Origin of the sequence: Herbaspirillum sp. SJZ099 (assembly GCF_007828355.1) — a bacterium.
Lineage (GTDB): Bacteria > Pseudomonadota > Gammaproteobacteria > Burkholderiales > Burkholderiaceae_D > Herbaspirillum.
On sequence record NZ_VIUO01000003.1, the window covers coordinates 268,262 to 292,455 of the forward strand.

20 protein-coding genes are annotated in these 24,194 nt (G+C 54.2%); 17 read left to right on the forward strand and 3 right to left on the reverse strand.

Annotation, left to right across the window (positions count from 1 at the left end; all coding sequences use genetic code 11):
• Positions 1-8: 8 nt before the first annotated feature.
• From FB597_RS09100 to FB597_RS09180, 17 genes are all read left to right on the forward strand, one after another.
• Complete coding sequence (locus FB597_RS09100) at positions 9-3,164, forward strand: efflux RND transporter permease subunit (RefSeq protein ID WP_141914526.1); 3,156 nt, start codon at positions 9-11, stop codon at positions 3,162-3,164.
• On the forward strand, positions 3,157-4,608 hold the full coding sequence (locus FB597_RS09105; protein WP_144769324.1) for an efflux transporter outer membrane subunit: 1,452 nt from the start codon (positions 3,157-3,159) through the stop codon (positions 4,606-4,608). The genes FB597_RS09100 and FB597_RS09105 overlap by 8 nt, the downstream gene beginning before the upstream one ends.
• Positions 4,609-4,983: 375 nt before the next feature.
• Positions 4,984-6,093: a GDP-mannose 4,6-dehydratase gene (gmd, locus tag FB597_RS09110; protein ID WP_144769326.1), complete on the forward strand. Its 1,110-nt coding sequence runs from the start codon at positions 4,984-4,986 to the stop codon at positions 6,091-6,093.
• Positions 6,094-6,098: 5 nt separating this feature from the next.
• Complete coding sequence (locus FB597_RS09115) at positions 6,099-6,581, forward strand: dTDP-4-dehydrorhamnose 3,5-epimerase family protein (RefSeq protein WP_144769328.1); 483 nt, start codon at positions 6,099-6,101, stop codon at positions 6,579-6,581.
• 17 nt (positions 6,582-6,598) lie between these two features.
• Entirely contained in the window at positions 6,599-7,375 is a 777-nt protein-coding gene (locus FB597_RS09120; RefSeq protein ID WP_144769330.1) for a glycosyltransferase family 2 protein, read from the forward strand.
• Between the two features lie 13 nt (positions 7,376-7,388).
• Positions 7,389-8,120, forward strand: a complete 732-nt coding sequence (locus tag FB597_RS09125; RefSeq protein WP_144769332.1) for a cytidylyltransferase domain-containing protein — start codon at positions 7,389-7,391, stop codon at positions 8,118-8,120.
• 35 nt (positions 8,121-8,155) lie between these two features.
• Positions 8,156-9,343, forward strand: a complete 1,188-nt coding sequence (locus tag FB597_RS09130; protein WP_144769333.1) for an N-acetyl sugar amidotransferase — start codon at positions 8,156-8,158, stop codon at positions 9,341-9,343.
• The gene (gene hisH / locus FB597_RS09135; protein WP_144769335.1) at positions 9,340-9,963 is read left to right on the forward strand and encodes an imidazole glycerol phosphate synthase subunit HisH; all 624 of its coding nucleotides are present in this window, start codon (positions 9,340-9,342) and stop codon (positions 9,961-9,963) included. The genes FB597_RS09130 and hisH overlap by 4 nt, the downstream gene beginning before the upstream one ends.
• Complete coding sequence (hisF, locus tag FB597_RS09140; RefSeq protein ID WP_144769337.1) at positions 9,957-10,733, forward strand: imidazole glycerol phosphate synthase subunit HisF; 777 nt, start codon at positions 9,957-9,959, stop codon at positions 10,731-10,733. Before hisH ends, hisF begins: the two co-directional genes overlap by 7 nt.
• On the forward strand, positions 10,730-11,395 hold the full coding sequence (locus FB597_RS09145; RefSeq protein WP_144769339.1) for a serine acetyltransferase: 666 nt from the start codon (positions 10,730-10,732) through the stop codon (positions 11,393-11,395). Before hisF ends, FB597_RS09145 begins: the two co-directional genes overlap by 4 nt.
• Positions 11,383-12,771 (forward strand): glutamate-1-semialdehyde 2,1-aminomutase, encoded by a 1,389-nt coding sequence (locus tag FB597_RS09150; protein WP_144769341.1) that lies wholly within the window; start codon positions 11,383-11,385, stop codon positions 12,769-12,771. Before FB597_RS09145 ends, FB597_RS09150 begins: the two co-directional genes overlap by 13 nt.
• A 6-nt stretch (positions 12,772-12,777) precedes the next feature.
• Positions 12,778-13,584 carry an SDR family oxidoreductase gene (locus tag FB597_RS09155; RefSeq protein ID WP_144769343.1) on the forward strand — a complete coding sequence of 269 codons (807 nt, stop codon included), beginning with the start codon at positions 12,778-12,780 and terminating at the stop codon, positions 13,582-13,584.
• Positions 13,585-13,596: 12 nt separating this feature from the next.
• Positions 13,597-14,838, forward strand: a complete 1,242-nt coding sequence (locus FB597_RS09160; RefSeq protein WP_144769345.1) for a lipopolysaccharide biosynthesis protein — start codon at positions 13,597-13,599, stop codon at positions 14,836-14,838.
• Between the two features lies 1 nt (position 14,839).
• The gene (locus FB597_RS09165; protein ID WP_144769347.1) at positions 14,840-16,219 is read left to right on the forward strand and encodes a hypothetical protein; all 1,380 of its coding nucleotides are present in this window, start codon (positions 14,840-14,842) and stop codon (positions 16,217-16,219) included.
• Positions 16,220-16,285: 66 nt separating this feature from the next.
• On the forward strand, positions 16,286-17,617 hold the full coding sequence (locus FB597_RS09170) for a hypothetical protein (RefSeq protein ID WP_144769349.1): 1,332 nt from the start codon (positions 16,286-16,288) through the stop codon (positions 17,615-17,617).
• Between the two features lie 14 nt (positions 17,618-17,631).
• On the forward strand, positions 17,632-18,576 hold the full coding sequence (locus FB597_RS09175; RefSeq protein ID WP_255517127.1) for an SDR family oxidoreductase: 945 nt from the start codon (positions 17,632-17,634) through the stop codon (positions 18,574-18,576).
• A 132-nt stretch (positions 18,577-18,708) separates the two neighbouring features.
• Complete coding sequence (locus FB597_RS09180) at positions 18,709-20,673, forward strand: acyltransferase family protein (protein WP_144769352.1); 1,965 nt, start codon at positions 18,709-18,711, stop codon at positions 20,671-20,673.
• Between the two features lie 104 nt (positions 20,674-20,777).
• On the opposite strand, the gene FB597_RS09185 is transcribed toward FB597_RS09180, so the two are convergent.
• The 3 genes from FB597_RS09185 to FB597_RS09195 form a co-directional block, all read right to left on the reverse strand.
• A complete protein-coding gene (locus tag FB597_RS09185; RefSeq protein ID WP_144769354.1) occupies positions 20,778-21,557 on the reverse strand; it encodes a hypothetical protein in 780 nt (259 codons plus the stop codon).
• Between the two features lie 10 nt (positions 21,558-21,567).
• Positions 21,568-23,562: a nucleoside-diphosphate sugar epimerase/dehydratase gene (locus FB597_RS09190; RefSeq protein ID WP_144769356.1), complete on the reverse strand. Its 1,995-nt coding sequence runs from the start codon at positions 23,560-23,562 to the stop codon at positions 21,568-21,570.
• A 68-nt stretch (positions 23,563-23,630) separates the two neighbouring features.
• On the reverse strand, positions 23,631-24,191 hold the full coding sequence (locus tag FB597_RS09195) for a sugar transferase (protein ID WP_144769358.1): 561 nt from the start codon (positions 24,189-24,191) through the stop codon (positions 23,631-23,633).
• Between the last annotated feature and the right edge of the window lie 3 nt (positions 24,192-24,194).

Sequence of the window (24,194 nt, forward strand, 5' to 3'; positions counted from 1 at the left end):
GCTGCCAGATGGGAAAGTTCTTTATCGATCGCCCCGTTTTTGCGTGGGTGTTGGCCATCTTCATCATGTTGGCCGGGGCATTGGCGATCACCGGCTTGCCGGTGTCCCAGTACCCCAACATCGCGCCGCCCACCATCGTGGTGACGGCGACTTATCCGGGCGCGACGGCCCAGACCCTGGACGATTCGGTGACCAGCCTGATCGAACAGGAAATGAACGGCGCCGATGGCCTGCAGTACATGGAGTCGCAAAGCCAGGCCAACGGCCAGGTGCAGATCACCGTCACCTTCTCGCCGGAAACCAACCCCGACCTGGCGGCGGTGGACGTGCAAAACCGCTTGAAGCGCGTGGAAGCGCGCCTGCCGGCGGCCGTCACCCAACAGGGTGTGCAGGTGACCAAGTCGCGCAGCAACTTCCTGCTGTTCATCGCGCTGTCGTCGAGCGATGGCAAGCTGGATCCGGTGGCGCTGGGCGACTACCTGTCGCGTAACGTCCTCAACGAAGTCAAGCGCGTACCGGGCGTGGGCCAGGCACAGCTGTTCGGCACCGAACGCGCCATGCGCATCTGGATCGATCCGAACAAGCTGATCGGCCTGAACCTGACGCCAGCCGACGTGACGGCCGCCATCACCGCGCAAAACGCGCTGGTGGCCGGCGGCACGCTGGGCGCGCTGCCCAGCCCCGGCACGCAGCAGATCGCCGCGACCGTGGTGGTCAACGGCCAGCTGACCACGCCTGAACAGTTCGGCGACATCGTCCTGCGCGCCAACGCCAACGGCTCGTCAGTGCGCATGCGCGACGTGGCCCGCATCGAAGTCGGCGGCCAGACCTACGACACCTCGGGCCGCCTGGACGGCAAGCCCAGTTCGTTCATCGGCGTGCAGCTCTCGCCCACCGCCAATGCGCTGGGCACCGCCACCGCCGTGCACAAGAAGATGGAAGAGCTGTCCAAGTACTTCCCGGCCGGCGTGAAATACACCATCCCTTACGACACCTCCAAGTTCGTCAAGATCTCGATCGAGGAAGTGGTCAAGACCCTGATCGAAGCGATCGTGCTGGTGTTCCTGGTGATGTTCCTGTTCCTGCAGAACATCCGCTACACCATCATCCCGACGGTGGTGGTGCCGGTGGCGCTGCTGGGCACCTTCGCGACACTGCTGCTGTTCGGCTTCTCGATCAACGTGCTGACCATGTTCGGCATGGTGCTGGCCATCGGCATCCTGGTCGACGATGCGATCGTGGTGGTGGAAAACGTCGAGCGCATCATGAGCGAGGAAGGCTTGTCGCCGCCTGAAGCCACGCGCAAGGCGATGGGCCAGATCAGCGGCGCGCTGATCGGCATCACGCTGGTGCTGATCGCGGTGTTCATCCCGATGGCCTTCTTCGGCGGCGCGGTGGGCGCGATCTATCGCCAGTTCTCGCTGTCGATGGTGGCCTCGATGGTGTTCTCGGTGCTGATGGCATTCACGCTGACGCCGGCGCTGTGCGCGACCATCCTCAAGCCTGTGGAGAAGGGCCATCATCACGAGAAGAAGGGCTTCTTCGGCTGGTTCAACCGCCGCTTCAACGCAACTGCCTCCGGCTACCAGGGCATCATCGGCAAGATGCTGACCAAGACCGGCCGCTACATGATCCTGTACGTGCTGATCGTGGCCTGCGTGGGGCTGCTGTATGTGCGCCTGCCGGCCTCCTTCCTGCCCAACGAAGACCAGGGCTACATCATCACCAACATCCAGCTGCCGCCGGGCGCCAGCACGGGGCGCACGACCGAGGTGGTGAAGAAGGTGGAAGAGTATTACCTGAAGGATCCGGCGGTCGAGCACGCCATCGCGGTGCTGGGCTTCTCGTTCTCGGGTAATGGCCAGAACGCCGCGCTGGTGTTCACGCCGCTCAAGGACTGGAGCGAACGCACCAAGGCGCAGTCGGCCGACGCCATCGCCGGCAAGGCCTTCGGCGCCTTCTCGCAGATCAAGGATGCGATCGTGTTCCCGCTGAACCCGCCGCCGATTCCCGAACTGGGCAACGCGACCGGCTTCACCTTCCGCCTGCAGGATCGCGCCGGCCTGGGCCACGCGGCGCTGGTACAGGCCCGCAACCAGATCCTGGGCATGGCGTCGCAAAGCAAGGTGCTGGCCGGCGTGCGTCCGGAAGGCCTGGAAGATGCGCCGCAGCTGCAACTGGACATCGACCGCGACAAGGCCAATGCGCTGGGCGTGCCGTTCTCCACGATCAACAGCGTGCTGTCGACCGCATTGGGTTCGTCGTATGTGAACGACTTCCCCAACCAGGGCCGCCAGCAGCGCGTGATCGTGCAGGCCGACGCCAACCGCCGCCTGCAACCGGAAGACCTGGTCAACCTGTATGCCAAGAACTCTTCCGGCACCATGGTCCCGTTCTCGTCCTTCGTGACGGCGAAGTGGATCAATGGCCCGGTGCAGCTGATCCGCTACAACGGCTATCCGGCCATGAAGATCGCCGGCGGCGCAGCACCGGGCCGCAGCACCGGCGAAGCCATGGCCGAGATGGAATCGTTCGTGGCCAAGCTGCCGGAAGGTTTCGGCTTCGAGTGGACCGGCCAGTCGCTGGAAGAAAAGACTTCCGGCAACCAGGCGCCGGCGCTGTATGCGCTGTCGCTGATCGCCGTGTTCCTGGTGCTGGCAGCCTTGTATGAAAGCACCTCGATCCCGCTGGCGGTGATGCTGGTGGTGCCGCTGGGTATCCTCGGCGCACTCTTGGGCGTGACGCTGCGCGCCATGCCCAACGACGTGTACTTCAAGGTGGGCATGATCGCGGTGGTGGGCTTGTCAGCCAAGAACGCGATCCTGATCATCGAGTTCGCCAAGGACCTGCAGGCACAAGGCATGGGCCTGATCGAAGCGACGCTGGAAGCGGTACACCTGCGCTTCCGCCCGATCATCATGACCTCGCTGGCGTTCATCCTGGGCGTGCTGCCCCTGGCGATCGCCTCCGGCGCCGGTTCGGCCAGCCAGCGCGCCATCGGTACCGGCGTGATGGGCGGCATGATCACCGCCACCGTGCTGGCCGTGTTCCTGGTGCCGATCTTCTTCGTGGTCGTGCGCAAACTGTTCAAGGGTAGCGAGCGTCAACACAAGTTCGACGCCGAACATTCCCCCAAGATTAATGTGGAGAATCACAATGGCTAATCTGTCGATGCCGCGCGCGCCTCGCTTGCTGCAACTCTGCGCAGTGCTGGCGTTCGCCGGTGTACTGGGGGGCTGCTCGCTGGCCCCCACCTACGAGCGTCCAGCCGCGCCGGTCGAGACGGCCTACCCGGCCGACACCGCCGGCAACAAGGAATTGGACGCAGTCAACCTGGGCTGGCGCCAGTTCTTCCCGGACCAGCGCCTGCAATCGCTGATCGTGGCCGCGCTGGAGAACAACCGCGACCTGCGCACTGCGGTACTCAATATCGAAGAAGCGCGCGCGCAATACCAGATCGCCCGCGCCGACCTGCTGCCCAACCTGAACGTATCGGGCTCGGCCGCGCGCACCCGCACCGCGGCCAGCCAGTCGCTGACCGGCCAGCCTTTCATCAGCAACAGCTACCAGGTCGGCCTGGCGGTGCCGGCGTACGAGCTGGACTTCTTCGGCCGCGTGCGCAACCTGAAGGACGCCGCGCTGGCGACTTACCTCTCCACCGAAGAAGCCAAGAAGTCGGCCCAGATCAGCCTGGTCGCCCAGGTGGCGCAGACCTACCTCTCCGAGCGTTCCTACGCCGAGCAACTGCTGCTGGCCGAACAGACGCTGAAGTCGCGCGAGGACGATATCCAGCTGGCGCAAAAGCGCTTCGACGTGGGCGCGTCCTCGGCACTGGACTTCCGCCTGACGCAAACGCTGGTGGAATCGGCGCGGATCGCCAAGGCCCAACTGGAACGCCAGCGCGCCCAGGCCGAGAACGCGTTGACGCTGCTGGTCGGCAAGAAGGTCTCCGACCTGCCGCCGGCGCAATTGCTGTCGGATGAAAAGATCGTCACCGACATCCCGGCCGGCCTGCCCTCGGACCTGCTGACCAATCGCCCCGACATCCGCTCGGCCGAGCAAAGCCTGTTGGCCGCCAACGCCAACATCGGCGCCGCGCGCGCAGCCTTCTTCCCGAGCATCAGTCTGACCGGCAACTTCGGCACCGCCAGCAGCACGCTGGGTGGCCTGTTCGAATCCGGCTCCGGCGCCTGGAGTTTCGGCCCGTCGCTGTCGCTGCCGATCTTCGACTTCGGCCGCAACAGCGCCAACCTGGACCTGGCCGAAGTGCGCAAGAACAAGGCGGTGGTGACCTACGAAAAGACCATCCAGACCGCCTTCCGCGAAGTGGCCGACGCCCTGGTCGCCCGCGGCAGCCTGGACGACCAGGTCAAGGCCCAGGAAGCCTTCCTGAACGCCCAGCAGGAACGCCTGAAGCTGACCGACCTGCGTTTCAAGAACGGCATCGCCTCCTCGCTCGACCAGCTCGATGCGCAGCGCGATTTGTTCTCGGCGCAGCAGGCGTTGATTCAGGCGCGGCAGTTGCGGTTGAACAATGCCATTGATTTGTACAAGGCGTTGGGGGGTGGGCTTAATGAGAATTCGGTGAGTTTGGCGGCCAAGCAGTAATATGCTTTGCATAACAAAAGCCAAACGGTCGCCGGAAGGTGGCCGTTTGGCTTTTGGGGCTCATCACCAACACAACGGCCTGAAAACCCTCCTCCATCCCCCCCCATAATCAATCCCTTATCTTCCCGACAAATCCTAAGACCGCGCGAATTATCAAACCATCACATCAACGCGCGCAGAGGTTTGATCGCCCAAATCTGATAAGATGCACGCTTGATCTTTTTCCGCCAAATCCCTGCAGCCCCTGCTTTGATCCCGCAACCACACAATGCGAGTTTCCGGTAGCAAAGACCGGCCTTGGATTTCAAAAAACTTGATCTGGCCATCAAATATTCCTGTCTTTATTACATTTCGCACCTTCAGGAACCACGAACTATGACTCAAAAGGTCGCATTAATCACGGGCGTAACAGGGCAGGACGGTTCTTATCTTGCAGAATTTCTGTTAGAAAAAGGTTATCTGGTGCACGGCATCAAACGGCGAGCATCTTCGTTTAACACGCAACGTATTGATCACATCTACGAGGATCCGCATGCTGACGGCACACATTTCAAAATGCACTATGGTGATCTGTCCGACACCAGCAACCTGATTCGGATCATTCAGGAAACCCAGCCCGACGAAATTTACAACCTAGGGGCGCAAAGTCACGTTGCTGTCAGCTTCGAAAGCCCGGAATACACGGCCGACGTCGATGCTATTGGCTCGCTGCGCCTTCTCGAAGCCATCCGCATCCTTGGATTCGAGAAAAAAACCCGCTTCTATCAAGCCTCGACATCGGAGCTGTATGGCTTGGTTCAAGAAATCCCTCAGAAGGAAACCACTCCCTTCTATCCGCGCAGCCCTTATGCAGTAGCAAAACTCTATGCTTACTGGATCACGGTCAACTACCGCGAAGCCTATGGCATGTATGCCTGCAATGGCATCCTTTTCAACCACGAAAGTCCCCGCCGCGGCGAGACCTTTGTCACACGCAAGATCACGCGCGGCTTGGCCAACATCGCACAGGGCCTAGAAGAATGTCTGTATATGGGCAATATTGACGCCTTACGCGACTGGGGTCATGCCAAGGACTACGTGCGCATGCAGTGGCTGATGCTGCAACAAGATCTTCCCGAAGACTTTGTCATTGCCACAGGCAAACAATACAGCGTGCGCGAATTCATTGCGATTTGCGCCGCAAAACTGGGACTGAGCTTACGCTGGGAAGGCAAGGGAGTGGACGAAATCGCCTTCGTCGATTCGGTCGCAGAGCCAGAAAAACATCCGGGCCTGGTCATCGGCCGCCCGATCGTTCGCATCGATCCGCGCTATTTCCGGCCGACTGAGGTGGAAACCCTGCTCGGCGACGCTACCAAGGCCAAAGAAAAGCTTGGCTGGGAAACCGAAATCACAGTGGAAGAAATGGCAGAAGAAATGCTGGAAGCCGACCTGCTTACTGCACGCAAAACCGTTCTCGTACAGCAAGCACGGTGGGAGATCTAGTCATTATGACAATATTTCCCATTCTGAGCGAAACCACACAATCAAGAAGTGACAATCGGGGTTCTCTTGACGTCCTCTACGAAAATCAAGATCTTATTTTGAAAAGGTCGTTTTCGAAAAAAGGGGTTTTCCGTGGTATGCACCTGCAACGCGCGCCCTACGAGCAGACCAAACTGATCCGTATCATTAATGGACGTATCATCGATTTCATCGTCAAGCCAGATGGCAATAACATTATTCACTGGCGCGAGATCGATGCCTCGACCGACTGGGTCAAAATTGGCCCGGAATTCGCACACGGATTTTATGCGCTGGAAGACACTATCTTCGAATACATTTGCCACGGCGCCTACAATGAGCAGGCCGAGCAAGCATTTTCCATCTTAGACTTTCTCACCAATCACCTGGGAATTCACGCCCCATTACTCTCGGAAAAAGACCACGCTGCTACACCGCTGGCCGTCACGCCTTCTGTCGAGAAGTCATGATGTGTAAATCATCCTATATGCAGAAAATCTCGATTATTACCGTTTCCTATAATAGTGAGGCGACCATTGCGGATACGCTGCACTCCATCAACGAGCAGACGTACGAAAATCTCGAATACTTGGTTATTGATGGTGGATCCAAAGATCGGACTATGGAGCTCGTCGAGAATAATGGTAAGCGTATCGCTCTAAAAATCTCTGAGAAAGATCGTGGTATCTATGACGCCTACAACAAAGGCCTCGCACTGGCCCAAGGTGAGATTATCGGTTTTTTGAATTCGGACGACTTCTATTGCGATCGCACCGCAATAGAAAAAGTAATGCGAGTATTCGAGGATCCCCAAGTAGATGCCTGCTATGCAGACTTGGTCTATGTTGACCGAGACGACACCTCAAAGATCGTTCGCCACTGGAAATCTCGCCCCTACAAAGAAGGCCTGTTCAAACAGGGCTTTGTACCAGCACACCCTACCCTGTTTCTGCGCAAGAAGGTGTACGAACAGGCGGGAGGATTCAACCTTGACTATCGACTGGCCGCAGACTACGAGTTCATGCTGAGAATCTTCCATAAGCATAACCTCCACTCGGCTTATTTGCCCGAAATCCTTGTCAAGATGCGCGATGGCGGCGCAACAGGCGGCTCATTGAAGAGCATCCGCAAGCAGAACACCGAGATCGTCAAAGCACTCGAACAACATGGTGTGTCTTATTCAAAAGCACACTTTTTCCTGCACAAGCTGGCCAACCGGTTCTGCCAGAAGATCCGGGCCAAGTTCGTCACCCTGGATACCTGATCACGCACTCGTTATGATCAACGATAAAAAGGTCCTGGCCTTGATACCAGCTCGAAGCGGCTCCAAGGGACTACCAGGGAAAAATATCCGCTTACTCCATGGTAAGCCCTTATTGACTTGGCCAATCGGGACGGCACGGGCATCTCGCTATGTTGATCGCGTAATTCTTTCCACAGATAGTGTCGAATTTGCCGAAGTAGGTAAAAAAGCCGGTGCGGAGGTTCCCTTCCTACGCCCGGCAGAACTGGCTTCGGATACAGCCCCCAGTATCGGTTTCATCCTGCATGCGATTGATGCTCTAAAAGCTGCAGGAGACTGCTACGATTATTTGGTCTTGCTGGAGCCTACTTCACCATTGACGGAAGCACATGATGTGGACTCTGCACTCGAAACGCTAGAAAACAACCGCCAATACGCCGACGCTATCGTCAGCGTGGCCGAGTTGGCCAGCACGCATCCAGCATTTGCCGTCCGCTTGGACAATAATAAGTTGATGTCACCTTATGTAGCGAAAAGCTTCGGACAGTTGCCTCGCAGACAAGATATTGAACCACTGTTCAGCCTCGACGGTAGCCTATATATATCAAGTATAGAAGCCTTGCGTCACGAACACGGTTTTTGCCACAAGCGAACCATGTCACATATCATGCCACGTTATAAATCTCATGAAATCGATGATCTGGTGGACTTTGTCTGCATAGAAGCCATCCTCTCGCAGCAAGATCTGATCAAACAATCACAGTGATACAAGCTCGCCCATTGCCATTAGCAGGAGCAGTCATGAAAAGATGCACTAAATGCCTTACCAAGGAAACCGTTGACACAATCACCTACGATGAGTTCGGAGTCTGCAGCGTTTGCCGTCAGGTTGAATTCAAAAAAGAAAAGATCAATTGGGAGGAGCGTGGCCAGCAGTTGCAGACAATCATCACCGAACATAAAGGCAAAGGCCTATACGATTGCATCGTACCCTACAGTGGAGGCAAAGACAGCGTATTCCAGCTCTGGTACATCGTCAACGAACTGAAACTCAAACCCTTGGTCGTGCGCTACAACCACTGGGGTTACCGCCCCCTGGTAGAAGAAAACAATACCAAGGTTTTCAAGCAGCTAGGCGTTGACGTCGTCGAATTCACTCCGAACTTCCATGTCGTACGTGAACTGATGCTGGAGTCACTCAAACGCCGGGGAGACTTTTGCTGGCATTGCCATACCGGCATCTATGCCGGCGTCATGCATATGGCATTGCGTTTCGAGACACCACTGCTGTTCTGGGGCGAGTCTACGGCCGAATATCATAGCTGGTATACATTCGAAGAGATGGAAGAGGTCGATGAGAAACGATTCAATCGCCTGATGAACCAAGGTATGACCGCAGATGATATGTATGAATTCCTAGGTGGTCGCGTTGAACGACGTGATTTGTGGATGTTCGACTATCCCAAGCGCAAGGATCTGGTTCGCCTGAAGGTTCAGTCGATCTGTCTAGGCAACTACATCGAATGGAACACCAAGCGTCAAGTCGACATCATCAAGAAGGAACTCAACTGGAAAGGTCAAGCCGTTGAGGGCGTCCCGCCGCAGTACGATTATGAAAAAATCGAGTGCACCTTTCAGGGTATGCGAGATTACGCCAAGTACGTCAAACGCGGCTACGGGCGTGCCAACCACCTGCTGAGCATTGATATTCGCAACAACCAGATCAGCCGGGAAGAGGCACTCAAACTGGAACAGGAATACGATGGGAAGCGCCCCGCCTCGATTGACTGGTTCCTCGATATCTTGCAAATCACCGAACAGGAATTCTACGATTTACTGGAAAAACATCAAGTATACCCCTGGAAATTCGACCCTGCCACAGTAGAAACCGGAAAACCGGTTCCCGACATGCCATTGTGGGACACCACCAAACTCGACAAACTCGATAAACCAGGCGCCCCTGAAGCACGCGCAAAGAAATACGTATGATCGCCATTGTTGACTACGGAATGGGCAATGTGCGTTCTCTCGAGAATGCTTTTGCCTACTTCGGACATGACGTCTGTATCACCGCGAACGAGAATGAACTGGCACAAGCCGAGCGCATCGTGCTACCTGGTGTAGGCGCCTTCGGCGATGCGATGCTCGCCATTCGCGAACGCAATCTCGACAAGATCCTCACACACCAAGCCATGGTTGTGAGAAAACCCATCCTCGGCATTTGCCTTGGTATGCAACTATTTGCCAAACGTAGCGGCGAACACGGCGAGCATGAAGGCCTGGGTTGGATCGACGCTGATATTGAACGGCTCCAAGTTCCCCGTCCGCTGAAAGTGCCTCACGTCGGCTGGAATGAATTGCATTTTTCCAGTGACGACTGGCTGTTCAAAGGTATTCGCCCCGCTGAAGGCAACTTTTATTTCGTCCACAGCTTCCACATGGTATGCCGCAACGCAGCTAACGTGATCGCGACCACTGACTACGGCGGCCCGGTCACCGCGGTGGTTCGCTCCGACAATCTGGTCGCGGCACAATTCCATCCGGAAAAGAGCCAAGACAATGGCCTGAAGATGCTGGAAAATTGGGTCACCTGGTCTCCATCATGCTGAAAAAACGCATCATCCCCAAGTTTCTCATTCGCAATGGCCGCTTGGTCAAAGGCGTACGGTTCCATGACAATTTTCGGGAAGCAGGCAACCCTGTTTCTACCGCCAAGGTCTATGACGCCTATGGTGTCGACGAACTGCTCTTCGTCGACATCGATGCTACTCCTGAAGGACGGCCGGCCTCCGGGTCTATTATCGAGCGTGTGTCCGAAGAAGTCTTCATGCCTTTCACCGTCGGTGGCGGCATCCGCTCACTAGAAGCCATTGCAACATTACTGCGCAGCGGTGCCGACAAAGTCAGTATCACGACCGCCGCCGTGGAAAACCCCGGATTCGTCCGGGAAGCCGCATCCCGTTTCGGCGATCAATGTATTGTTGTGGGCATCGACTACAAGCGGATGGAGGATGGCTCGACCAAAGTAGTTTCGCATTGCGGCCGCAAGACCTCGGAACTGGATCCGGTCGAATGGGCCCTTCGCATGCAGGACTCCCACGCAGGAGAAATCTTGCTATGTTCGATCGACCGTGATGGCACTATGAGCGGCTACGATCTCGACCTCATCGCCAAGCTTACCGACAAGTTGGAAATTCCCATTATTGCCTCAAGCGGTGCCGGCAGCCTGCGACATTGCCATGAGGCCTTGGATGCAGGCGCGTCAGCCATCACCATCAGCAGTATGTTCCTGTTCTCGGATCATAGTCCCATCAAAGTCCGTAGCTACCTGTCAACCAACGGCGTGAGTGTACGCTCACAAAAAGGCAGCCACAGTTGAATACTCGCATACGCTCTAGCCTGACAAGCAAACAATTAGCGCAGTTAGCTGCACACCAGGTCAACAACCTCCACCCTGATGGAGAAAAAATTGAACCCGCGGATTTGTCTACCGCAGCCCCACAGGCGCTATCGCGCCTGGAACATTGTTTCAGCCATATTGGCAACAAGTATTTCTTCGATGGCCAGCAAGCGATCTTCGACCATTTGCATGGAGACCAATACGCCATGTGGTTGTATTTTCTGGCAAGTGAACTGCACGAATCAGGCGGCCCAACATCCATCTGTAAAAAGCTGTTCTTGCTCAATAAGACGCTGCATGGCTGCGACATCTTCTATGAAGTCAAGCTCCCATCTGTTTTTCTGCTCGTCCATCCACTAGGCACAGTACTGGGCCGGGGGCATTACGCCGATTTCCTGCTGGTTTACCAACGCTGTGGTGTAGGCAGTAACCACGATGCATATCCTACGCTCGGCGAACATGTCTCGTTGCGCCCAGGTAGCTCTGTTCTAGGCCGCTGCAGTGTCGGCAACAATTGTGCCATCGCAACCGAATCACTCCTGCTAGACCAAGAACTGCCTCCCGATTCAGTTTATATTGGCAATCCAAGAGATCATTTGATCCGCCCCAAATCTGCTAAGGAATCCATATGGCGCACCTGAACGAATCTGCTAACGATTTCGCCTCACTCCGTGAGCGCCTGCATCGTGCCATCCCGGGCGGCGCACACACCTATTCCCGCGGCGACGATCAGTTTCCATCGATCGCACCACCGGTCCTAACCCGCGGCTTGGGTGCCCGTGTATGGGATACCAACGGCGTATCCTATCTCGATTACGGCATGGCATTACGAGCAGTGACCTTGGGCTATGCACATCCTCGCGTCAATGCCGCAGCCTTCGCGGAAATAGAAAAAGGTGTCAACCTGACTCGAGCGACGCTGACCGAACTTGAAGCTGCGGAAACCCTGATTGACCTGATTCCTTCCGTCGATATGGTCAAGTTCGCCAAGAACGGTTCCAACGTCACCACAGCGGCAGTCAAGATTGCACGCGCCTATACCCGCAGGCGCTATGTTTGTGTGCCACGCCAACAACCGTTCTTCTCATTCGACGACTGGTTTATTGGAACCACCGCGATCAAGCGTGGCATCCCTGAAGACCAGGTCTCGGCAACATTGATATTCGACTATGGCAACTTAGATTCACTCAAAGCGCTATTCGACGCATACCCAGGTGAAATCGCTGCTGTCATGATGGAGCCCGCCACCACTCTGGTGCCCTGCCCTTCCGATTGCAAGAATATGGCCGCGTGGCCCAACGGCGACACAACCGACTGCGACGGCCAAGAGAACTTTCTGCAGCAAGTCCAGCACCTGTGTCGCAATGACGGCGCGCTATTCATCCTGGACGAAATGATCACGGGTTTTCGTTGGCATCTCGGCGGCGCCCAAACCTTCTTCGGTGTGCAACCTGACCTGACCACCTTCGGCAAAGGCATGGCAAACGGTTTTTCCGTCGCGGCCGTAGGTGGCCGACGTGAGATCATGGAAGTCGGCTCCATCAATCGCGAAGGAATGGAACGGACATTTCTCCTGTCGACCACCCATGGCGGCGAAATGCCTGGCTTGGGTGCCTTCATCGAAACGGTGAAGATTTATCGCGAAGAAAACGTCGTACAACATCTCTGGCAATACGGTAAAGCCCTACAGAATGGATTTACGTCGTTGTCGGCTAAGCACGGCCTGTCCGACTTCGTGCATACCGACGGCCCCCCGATCAGCATGAACTACATCACCCGTAACAAGGATCGCGACATCTCACTGCAGTTCCGAACCCTGCTCGCGCAAGAGTTGCTCAAGCGCGGTGTGCTGATGCCCTGGATTGCCATTTCCCATGCTCATGGCGACACCGAACTGCAACAGACCTTAGAAGCGCTGGATGGCGCTCTCGCGGTCTATGCCCAAGCTCTTGATGTCGGTGTCGACCAGTTCTTGCAGGGACCTGCCATCCGCCCAGTATTCCGTACGCACAATTAAAACATCATGGATGCACTGAGCAAATTTAATCTCGCAGGGAAAGTAGCCATCGTGACAGGCGGTGCCGGCATTCTGGGCCGCCAGTTCTGCGCCGGCCTGACAGAAGCCGGCGCGCACGTTGCGGTAGTGGATCTGCAACAGGCCGATGCCGAAGCAACTGCCGCTGCGCTGGGTGAAAAGGCATCAGGTTTCGAGTGTGACGTAGCTGATGCACAAGCAGTCGCCGCATGCGTAGACGCAATCGTCGCACGCTTCGGCCGGATCGATATCTTGCATAACAATGCAGCAACCAAGACCGCTGACGTGCGCGCCTTCTTCACGCCATTCGAAGAATATCGTCTGGAGACTTGGAAAGAAGTTATGTCGGTAAATATCGACGGCATGTTCCTTATGGCTCAGGCTGTAGGCCGTCAGATGATTCGCCAGAGCGAGGGCGGCTCCATCATCCAGACCGCATCGATCTACGGCTTGGTCGGCCCCGACAGCCGCATCTACGAAGGCTCCGATTACTTAGGTGGTCCGATTAATACCCCCGCAGTCTATGCAGCATCCAAGTCCGCGGTCGTGGGCCTGACCCGCTGGTTGGCCACCCATTGGGCCAAGTCGGGAATCCGCGTCAATTGCCTAGTGCCGGGCGGAGTCTCCAGTGGACAAAACAGCGTATTCTCCGACCTGTATTCCAGCCGCGTCCCGTTAGGCCGCATGGCGAAATCCGACGAAATGGTACCGGCGTTGCTGTACTTGGCATCGGATGCATCCAGTTATGTGACGGGACAGGTTCTTGCAGTTGATGGCGGCTGGACTTGCTGGTAAGTTCAGACGAACATGGCTTCGTTGCGTATCCCGCACAATTTCCACATTATTATCTTGAAGCTTCTTGATATTCTTTCAAGAGGCCTTTTCGTGCTGATTGGCACTTACGGGTTGTCGGTTGTCGAGGCAGGACAATTCGGCCTGCTTACCACACTGATCGGCTTGTTCGGATTCGCTTTCGGATTCGAACGACAATTCGATCTGCAGCGCAGCATGGTGGGCAAGTCGGGGGCTGAAGTCATACTCCAAGTCAAACGGACCGTGCACTTTTACCTGCTTAACTACGCCCTACTGACGCCAGTTTTTCTCTACCTGCTGTTTCCCATACTCAAACTGCCGCCCTTGCTCATCGCATGCGCGGCCATCATCGTGATCGCAGAACATCTGCTCCAGCAAGCCTATGTCCTGATTCTGATCGATAACCGGTACCGGCCATTGCTACTGTGCTCCATCATCAAGAACACTGGCATATTGACCGCCGTACTCTACCAACTTTTCCTGGGCCACCACCTGACGCTGGCATTTATTATTCAGGCATGGATGTGCACCGCTCTGATGGGAATTGTCGTGTGCCTGATCCTCTGGCGAAAGTTGACCGGCAATTTGGAGCCAATGCCAACGGCCACCGCTCCGGTTTGGCAAATCTTCCACCAGTACAAACGATCGTATATTCACTTCCTGCTTGGCGCGGTGGCCCTACTTGCGCTTCAGGCGGATCGGCTAATCGTCGGCGCACTGCTGCAACCGGTAGACATCGGCGTCTATTTCCGCAACATCACCTTGGTATCGCTGGCCTATCAGATCTTCGGCATCGGCTCCTACAATCGACTGTCTCCGCGTGTATATGCGCAGGCATCTCAGATAGCGACGCACCAATTGCGGCGGATTACCCGCAGGGAACACCGGATAATTGTAGCTCTTTGCATCTCCTCGTTTGTCCTACTCTGGCTTGCTCACCAATACGTGGGCCTGCCCTTCCTGCAGAAATTTCATATCGACCTGAATTTCCAGGCGATCCTTCTGCTCTCGTTCCTGATGAGAACCGCAGGCGATCTCGATAGCCTGCTTCTGAACGCCAAACATTTGGAAAGGTACCTATTGCGCCACCAGATATGCGCCGTATCACTCGGCGTGGCATTGTCCATCGTGTTGACGTGGCAATACGGTTTGACCGGAACCATCGCATCAAGCCTTTGTTCGCCTTTAGTATACTGGGCCACCAACCGAAAAACTTTAACGAAAATTGAGGATTAGCTTGCCTTCCACCGGAACCATACTTGTTTATGCCATCCATCGTACCGAAAAATGGTGGGGTTATGTTGCCAAGAATCTTGGCTACGCAAGAAGCGTGGTTGTTACCGATATTCGAGGTGCCGGAGATCATTGCGTAGTCGATGATTTCTATGCCGAATACCGACGCCAGATACGTCTGCCGACACCTCTGCCCACACAGTTGTGCAATGAGGAAATCGACGATGTAATCGCCCGTTGCCGGCTCCTGAGATGGCTTCCCCGCAAGAAGGCATGTGCCATGATTTGCGCCATGGAACATGCCTTGAATCGGGTACTAGAACGCGAACAGCCGGCGGTAGTCATCAGCTTCCCAATTGACCGTTATGTGTCGGACGTGCTTGAGCGTCTCGCAAAAAAACGAGGAATTCCATATTTCGAGTTCACCGCCAGCCTCATTGGCGAAATGTCCATGCTACTGTATCGAGGACAACTTGTTAAAGTCGACGACGAACCGGAAAAGAAGACCATCGATACCGTCGTAGCGACCATCGCCACGCCAACGTTCACACCAAGCTATGTGCAGACCAAGACGAAATACACAATGTGGCGCTTCCTCAAGGTATTCAGCTATTTCAAGGTTCGCGGGCTTGCTTTCAAGGCCATTTCCTACCTGAAGAACGATCCGCTGAATCTGCACTATCTGGATTCGCAGAGCTTCTTGGGCCACAAGCCTCGCTTCAACGATATCCGGATCCATAGCTTGATCGATTACAACTGGAAAGCAAGCATCGGCCGTTTCCCACAATCCAGGCGCATCTTCTTTGGACTGCAATTGTTTCCCGAGGCATCTATCGATTACTGGATTGCCCCGATCGACCTGATCGACTATGAGAACATCGTAGTAGATGCCGCACTCGCCTTTTCGAAGGCCGGTTATCTCGTGCTCGTGAAAGACCACCCACTGCAATTCGGTTTTCGTCAATGCGAACTGATTGAACGCCTCAAATGCATCGAAAACGTCATATTCGTCCCGTATGATGTCAGTGGTAACGAACTGGTCGATCTATGTGATGTGAATTTTACCCTCACCGGTACGCTCGGCTTGCAGGCTGCACTGTTGGGAAAGAAATCGATTACGACAAACAACTACTATGCTAATGACGCAGATTTCATTACCTTTTCGTCCAAAGAAGAGATCGCAGCGCTGCCAGAACGCGTAGCGAGGTTCTCACCCGCCGCACCGTTGGAACAGCGACGGCACAGAATTGTCCGGCATCTGCTTCAAGGCAGTTTCGATGGTAATTTCTTCACGTTCAAAGGGTTTGATGAGCGCAGCCCGGATTCCTGCATCCAAAGTATGGCCCGCGCGCTGGGACTGCGATTACGGCAGCTCACCCAATAACAACGGCTCACGCCAAATAAAGTGGGAAAGGATGACAATCGTCCTTTCCCTCTCAACAAAATAACGATGACTAAACATCCAGTATATCTGATGCTGGGGATCTGGCTGATCGCAGCCCTAATGCTGCTGATCCTGCCCTTCCAGCTTCTGGCGCGACCGCTGACCGGCTATGGCGTGCTGGTCTTGGCGGCATTCTTCATCGCATTCGTGACAGGAAGCCTGCTGGTACCGCCAGCCCCCCGCGCTGACAGCGCTGCATCGTACAATCTGGACGGCATGGATTATGCCGTGGCGGAGCGTGTGCTCATCGCCATCGGACTTATTTCCATCATCGCTTTCTGCCTTGATCTCTCTGGTCGCAACCTGCTTGATATCAGTGGCGGTCAAGAACTACGCTCACAACGAGCCAACACCCTGCTCAGAGCGCAAGCATCGTCGAGTACAGCCTGGTTTCAGATAGCCTTCTTGACCTATCCCGCCGGCTATGCCTATATTGCTCTGCATACTATCTATGTGCGCGCTATCTCTTGCTGGAGATTGAGCCTGTTTGGCTTCTTGCCTATCCTGCTGTCGATACTGTCCATGGGTGGACGCTCTCCGCTATTGTATGCAATGACCATCTTCGGCCTAGCCTATCTCACTAGAAGAAAAAGTATCCGCTCATCCAATTCCGGCGCAAAGTCTCATCACCTGATCAAACCCAAGAGCATCTTGATCGTATTGGGCATTACCTTATCGGCAATTGCCGCGGGGTATTACTTCTCGGTGATCTTTATCGTACGCAGCGAAGCTATGGGCGGTCCCGAGGCCATGTTCAAGCTGGCCGAATCGGTATGGGGAGTCGGCTTTAAAGGCTCGCTTTCGGAGCAGATATTCACCATTTTCGGCGAACGACTTACCTACCTTATTTTTATTTTTTCCTGGTACTTCGTGCAAGGCTTGGTCATTGCTTCCAATCTCTTTAGCGACTACAACGGCCCGCTGCAATTCGGCATCTATGGGATAGACCTAGTGTCGGCACTGGTACGTCGAGGCGAACCCGAAACTGTCGCTCATGGATTCCTGGCCCTGCTGTCCCTGGGTACCTACGGTTTTTTCCCATCGGCATTCGGGTCGCTATTCGTCGATTTCGGCTTGGCGGGATTGTTCATGACAGTCCTATGGGGCTACGCCGCAACGCTTTGTTATCGCAAAATCAAGTTCGAACGGAAGGGAAAGTGGCTGATCTTCGCGCCATTCGTGACCGCAGGAATCGTTTTCAGCCTGATCAATACACCGCTCGGCTTCGCTAACGGACTAGTCTCGCATGCATGGATGCTGTTAACATTTTCACTACTCAGACAGCACCGCAGCAATCCAACGATACAAGCGCCGGCATCGCTTCCAACTTCCGAGTAACAACATTTCCTCCTTTGTCTATCATCGCCATGCGTATTCTCATCACTGGAGCAACAGGATTTCTCGGACGAGCATTGACGATGGCCTTGGTGCAGGAAGGGTTCGGACTCACTGCAGCTATCAGGAACAGCAATGCCACGTTGCCTTCGGCGGTCACCTCTGCCTGCATCAGCACCATCGATCATGCAACTGATTGGAGTGATACGCTTGATGGAATAGATGCGGTCATCCACTGTGCAGCGCGCGTGCACGTGACCAAAGAGACAGCGCTCGATTCGCTGGCCACCTTCCGGCGTACCAATACCGATGGAACGCTTCGCCTAGCCAAACAAGCAGCCGACGCTGGCATCAAACGCTTCATTTTCATCAGCACCATCGGTGTCAACGGGACGGAAACTGGCCTAACGCCATTCACTCCTGATTCCCAGATCGCCCCTAACTCGCCTTACGCCCAGTCTAAATGGGAAGCAGAAAAAGGGCTTTTTGCCCTGGCAGTACAGACAGGCATGGAGGTGGTTGTGATACGCCCCCCGCTGATCTACGGCCGAGGAGCGCCTGGCAACTTTGCTTCGCTACTTCGCGGAGTGGACCAATACTTTCCATTTCCGTTCGGTTGCGTCCGCAACAAACGAAGCTTTGCGGCGATAGATAACGTGGTCAGTCTGATCCGGTGCTGCCTAGATCACCCAAGTGCGGCCAATCAAGTCTTTCTCGTCAGCGACGGTAACGACCTCTCGACCGCCGATTTCATCCGTAAGCTTGCCGCGGCCCGAGGCAAGCTTTGCATACTTCTGCCAATTCCGGCTCCTCTGTTGGCCGGATTCGCCGCCTGCCTGAATAAGGAGAAGCAATTACGCAAGATCACCGGCTCGTTGCAGATAGACATCCGAAAAAACGCCGAGTTGCTCGGCTGGACCCCCCCTGTGAGCGTCGAAGAGGCACTGCGACAGATCAGGTAAACCGCCTTCGTCGGTAGACAGCACCAACATGCAGCTATCGCCTAGCTCTTAGAGCCGCCAAACAACCTTTTCCCATACCCGCAATAGCAGTTAAGATAGAATCCGTCTTGATAAAAACAAACATTATCAGGCATGAAATTAACAAACTATCGCCCGGAGATAGATGGTCTCCGATGCATCGCGGTATGCTCCGTCATCCTCTATCACGGCAATATCAATGCCTTCTCCGGTGGATATATCGGCGTCGATATTTTTTTTGTTATTAGCGGATATCTGATTACGCGCATTATTGGCGACGCGATCGCCGCAGGAACCTTCAGCTTTGCCGACTTTTTTGAACGCCGGGCTAGGCGTATACTCCCCGCGCTCTTCGCGATGCTGTCCGTCGGCACCGTCCTCGGCTATATTCTGCTGTCACCCAATCAACTGAAGGAGTTTTCGCTCAGCCTGATATCGGTTACAGGATTCATTTCAAACCACTATTTCTTGAGCAAGACCGGCTATTTCAGTCCTGATGCGGAAGAGTTGCCGCTGCTCCATACATGGACACTATCTGTAGAAGAGCAGTTTTACATCGTAATCCCGATACTCATGCTAGTTCTATGGAAGATCCGCCCCCGGCTGATGAATGTCGGGCTAGTCGGTCTACTGCTCTTGTCGCTGGCCATTTGCCTACGGTGGGAACATCATGGTAGCCTGACTCGTGGCTTCTTTCTTGCTGCATCGCGGGCTTGGGAGTTCCTAGCCGGAGCGCTGCTGTCAAGCAGCATCGAAAAACGATGGCCGCGCGGCGCCATCTCCGTCGGCACAGCCAATGCTTTCGCCACACTAGGCCTAGCATGCATTGCTCTTCCGGTGACAATCTTCACGGACAAAACACCCTATCCAGGCGTCGCTACCATTGCACCCGTCCTAGGTACAACCCTGATTATTTACTTTGCCACACCTCTGACCTATGTCGGCAAACTGTTATCTTCCCGGCCGTTCGTGGCCATCGGGCTTGCTTCTTACAGCGCCTATCTATGGCATCAACCTTTATTGGCCTTTTTCAGGGTCGCCATTGGTGGCGCCCTCGGAAATACCATACTAACCGTCTTGTTGATCGCTATCACCTTGCTCTCATTTATTTCGTGGCGTTTTGTGGAGCGTCCATTTCGTCATCCAGCCAAGGTATCGCGCCGCTCAATTGCCATATTCGGAGTCACCGGCACGCTGTTATTGGCAAGCGTCGGCTACGGCTTATGGGCCAGTGATGGCCTACCTGGAAGATATTCGTCGGCCCAAGCCGAACTGGCTAAGTCTTCTTCCCCCAGCCCAATGCGGGGTAAATGCGAAGTGGAAGGCGTCGTCAACATGCTGCCGCAAAACGCCTGTCGTTACTTCGGCTCGACATCAACGTGGGCCGTTTTCGGCGACAGCCATGCGGTTGAAATCAGTTATGCCCTAGCTGAGCATTTGCGCGATACCAATGCAGGAGGCGTATTACAATTGGCAGCAAGTGGGTGCCAACCAGCTCTAACCTTCGAAACCATGGTCGTCGGCTGTAGAATATGGAACAAACGCTCCATAGATTATATTGCGCGCGACAAGAACATCACCGACGTCGCTCTAGCATATCGCCATGGACTGTACCTCTACGGCCGACAAAATAGGACGTATCCGATACTGCCTGACGAACATCCGAATTTCCTCTACGACTTGAGTGCTGATGAGGCACGAGAGAAATACTGGCAGAGCTTCGTTCTAATCATCCAGCAACTCATTGCCAGTGGCAAGGTCGTCCATGTTATCGAACCAATTCCTGAACTGGGGAGACCTGTAGAGTGGAATATCTACAGCCCGCAAATAGGCATGGCTAGGATCGACAGAAGCAAGGGAACCGATTTTACCTATTACATGGGCCGCAACAAATTCATCATCGATAAAATTCGTACCCTCCAAACAGGACCTCAATTGAAGGTCGTCCAAACTAACCAAGCCTTTTGCAAAAACTCAGCGTGCTTCGCTCTATCCAATGGCAAATCACTTTATTTTGACGATAATCATCTGAGCCTTATCGGTGCCGAACGCGTAGTCAAGCTCATGTTGCAAAAGTGACCTTCCTAGTGGTAGCCTTTTTCTACTTACTTTATAAGCTAATCTCGCTAGGAGCACCGTACTATTGTGCCATCTGATACTTCTTTCTTCGAAAAGTATCAATCTTATTCAGCACGGGTCATGGAGCGTCGAAACAACGCAATCAATATCCCCAGAAACAGGCCCATGACACAACCAAGTGCAATACGGAAGGGTTGTTTACGGGACACAACCACAGGCTCTGCAATAGGCGAAATCAGGCTTGTCTTGCGGATTGAATAAGCCGACAGCTTCTTCCGCGAGTCTTCCAGCTTATCCAAGGTAGATATCATCTGATCTTGGTTGATAAAGTACAGCACTGAGGGCACTGGGTTCTTGCTCGATTGCTTGGCATTTTCCTTCAGAACCATAATTCGCTCTTCAAGCCGTGCCATCTGATCCTCAACCTCCTTGATCAAGGGCGCCATAAGCTCTTTTTGGCGCTCCTGAACCATAGTAAAGACGGCATTCGCGCATTCCCGTGCCAGTACGGGATTTGTCTTACGCACACGAATCTGCAACAATTCCGGCGTTGTTGGCGACACATCCGCTCTGACACTGGCAGCCACGTCGGCCATTGATGCACCACATGCTTTCGTTGTGGCCTCATCATAGGCCGTCGGCTGACTCAACCACACGACCACTTCGGCCCATTCCGATGGCACCCCCATACGATTCTCCGTATGAACAATAGCTAATGCCTCATACTGTACTGGATCCCTCATGGTCAGCAAAACCGCCACAAGCGCCCCCGCAAACATGCAAAGTACAATGATGAAACGATTGATCCACAGCAACGACAAAGCATGCTTGAGTAGCATATCGTGGTCGGCCTCATCGGAACGCGATGTGATTTCAGTATTCATGTTGTTTTCGCTATAAAATTTTTCTGTTGCGATATGATTCTTGACGCTCTTGCTCTAGAAAAATCCAATCCACCACTTCCCCGGTGGGTTCATATCCAGAAACCATCCCTGATAATAATTTTCTAACAAGATAAATATCGTTAACCTCCAATGCTTCCGTCAAGACTGCCAACAACTTGTCGAGTTCATCCCAAGCGAAAAAAGCCTCGTGCGCCTTCATGATACGAGGGTGTTGAGTCCGTTGCGGGTTATCGCCAATTAGCAGTTCTTCGTAGAGTTTTTCCCCAGGGCGCAAGCCCGTAACGGTGATGGTAATGTCGCCATCTGGCATCGCATCATCCCGCATCGTTAATCCCGACAATTCCACCATTCGCCGCGCCAAGTCGATAATCTTAACCGGCTCCCCCATATCCAGCACGAACACATCGCCCCCCTCTGCCATTGCACCAGCCTGAATGACTAGCTGGGCCGCCTCCGGGATAGTCATAAAATAGCGAGTGATATCTTCGTGAGTCAATGTGATCGGGCCACCATTTTTGATCTGCTCCCTGAATAGCGGTACAACTGAGCCAGATGAACCTAATACGTTACCGAATCGAACCATGGAAAACTTGGTCGCAAACGATTTGTTCGTCATCTGCTGTGACATAGCCTGTAACACCATTTCGGCAAGTCGCTTGCTCGCCCCCATGATGTTAGTCGGGCGCACGGCCTTGTCTGTACTAATAAGAACAAAATTCGCCACGCTATGTTTGGCCGCCAAGCGAGCGACCGTCAATGTACCAATGACGTTGTTCTTAATACCTTCTGCGGGATTATGCTCCACCAACGGCACATGCTTATATGCTGCCGCATGATAAATCGTATGCGGTTTCCATGTACGGAAGATATTGTCAATATGATCAACATCACGCACAGAAGCCAACAACGGCACTAGCTCAATATCGCATCCCTGTTCACCAACCTTAGACAACAACTCACGGTGAATCGCGTACAGCGCGAATTCACTCAATTCAACCAAGATTAGCTTAGTCGGTTGACATTTAACGATCTGGCGACACAACTCGCTTCCAATCGACCCACCAGCGCCAGTAACCAAGATCAGTTTCCCTTCGATGTGTTGCCTCAGCAAAACATCGTCTGGTTCTACCGGATCACGTCCCAACAAATCTTCGATATCGAGCTCTCGAACATCGGTCAGATTGATGCGACCATATGCCAAGTCCATCAGACCAGGCAGAGTCCTCACGTGGAGGGAATAGGGGCGCAACATGGTGAGGATTTCGTGGCGACGCGACCGGCTGGCTGAGGGGATAGCCAGCAGCACATCTGTGATATGCAGACGTCCAATCACGTCCTTGATCTTTTCTGGAGCGAATACCGACAATCCATTGATTGTATTACCTTGCAGAGTCACGTCATCATCGACAAAACCTGCAGCCACCATTTCCCGACTGTGCGCCAGAACAGCTGCCAATTGACGCCCAGCCGAACCGGCACCGTAGATCAGCACCTGCGGCAATACACTGCGCCGCCAATGACTCTGATACATGCCACCAAACCAGTACTGGACCAACAGCCGAGAACCACCAATACACACTAGGAACAGAACAGGTTGAATAATGCCAACCGAACGCGGGATACCGTCGATGCCGATCAAGGTGAAAACACCTGCAAACAAGACGAAATAGATCGCCATCGCCTTACAAATTGCATGGAAAGCAGCCATCCCTGAGTAACGGAAAATCGCACGATATAATCCGAAACGCACAAAGATCGGTAGAGAGAAACAGATAGAGTACAACATCGGCCATAGGTGCAGCAGTCCAGGCCTCCCCCACCAATCCAGTCGTAGACAGAAGGCTAACCAGACTGTGAATACTCCGAGAAAGATGTCAACGCTCACCACCAAGATACGTTTGGCAGCCCGAGGCATGGCAAGCAACGGTTCAATTATTTGATTCAAGTAAAGCCTTTCCGGTACTAAGCGTATTACTTCTGGCATGAAGAGGTGATCACAGGTACCCCCGGAAATAAAAGGAATCGAAGCCCTCTAGGTGGCGCTCAGATTATTCAATGGGAAATACCATCTCGTTGAACAACTTTAACAAACGTCATCCAGATGATTCTTGCATCAAAAGCCAACGAGCGGCGCTGCAGGTATTCAAGGTCAAGCTTGACCTTATCTGGAATGCTTATCTCATCGCGCCCGTTCACTTGGGCCCAACCGGTCAACCCAGGCCGCAAGACATCAACACCATGCTCAGTGCGCAACTGGATCAAATCATCCTGATTGAACAGTGCCGGCCGCGGCCCCACGAAACTCATGTCCCCAACGAAGATGCTCCATAACTGCGGCAATTCATCCAGGCTACTTTTACGTAAAAACGCTCCTATTGGTGTTAAGTAGGCGTCGGGGTTGGATAGCAAATGTGTTGCCACGGCTGGAGTACCAATGCGCATGCTACGAAACTTCGGCATCTTGAACACTTTGTTATGCCGCCCAACTCGGTCAGACCAATAGAGCGCAGGGCCTTTCGAGGTGAACCTGACAACCAGGGCGAGCACAATAATCGGCAAGCAGAGCACCACTGCGGCGCATGCTGCCAGCAGAAAATCAAATAAACGCTTCATGTC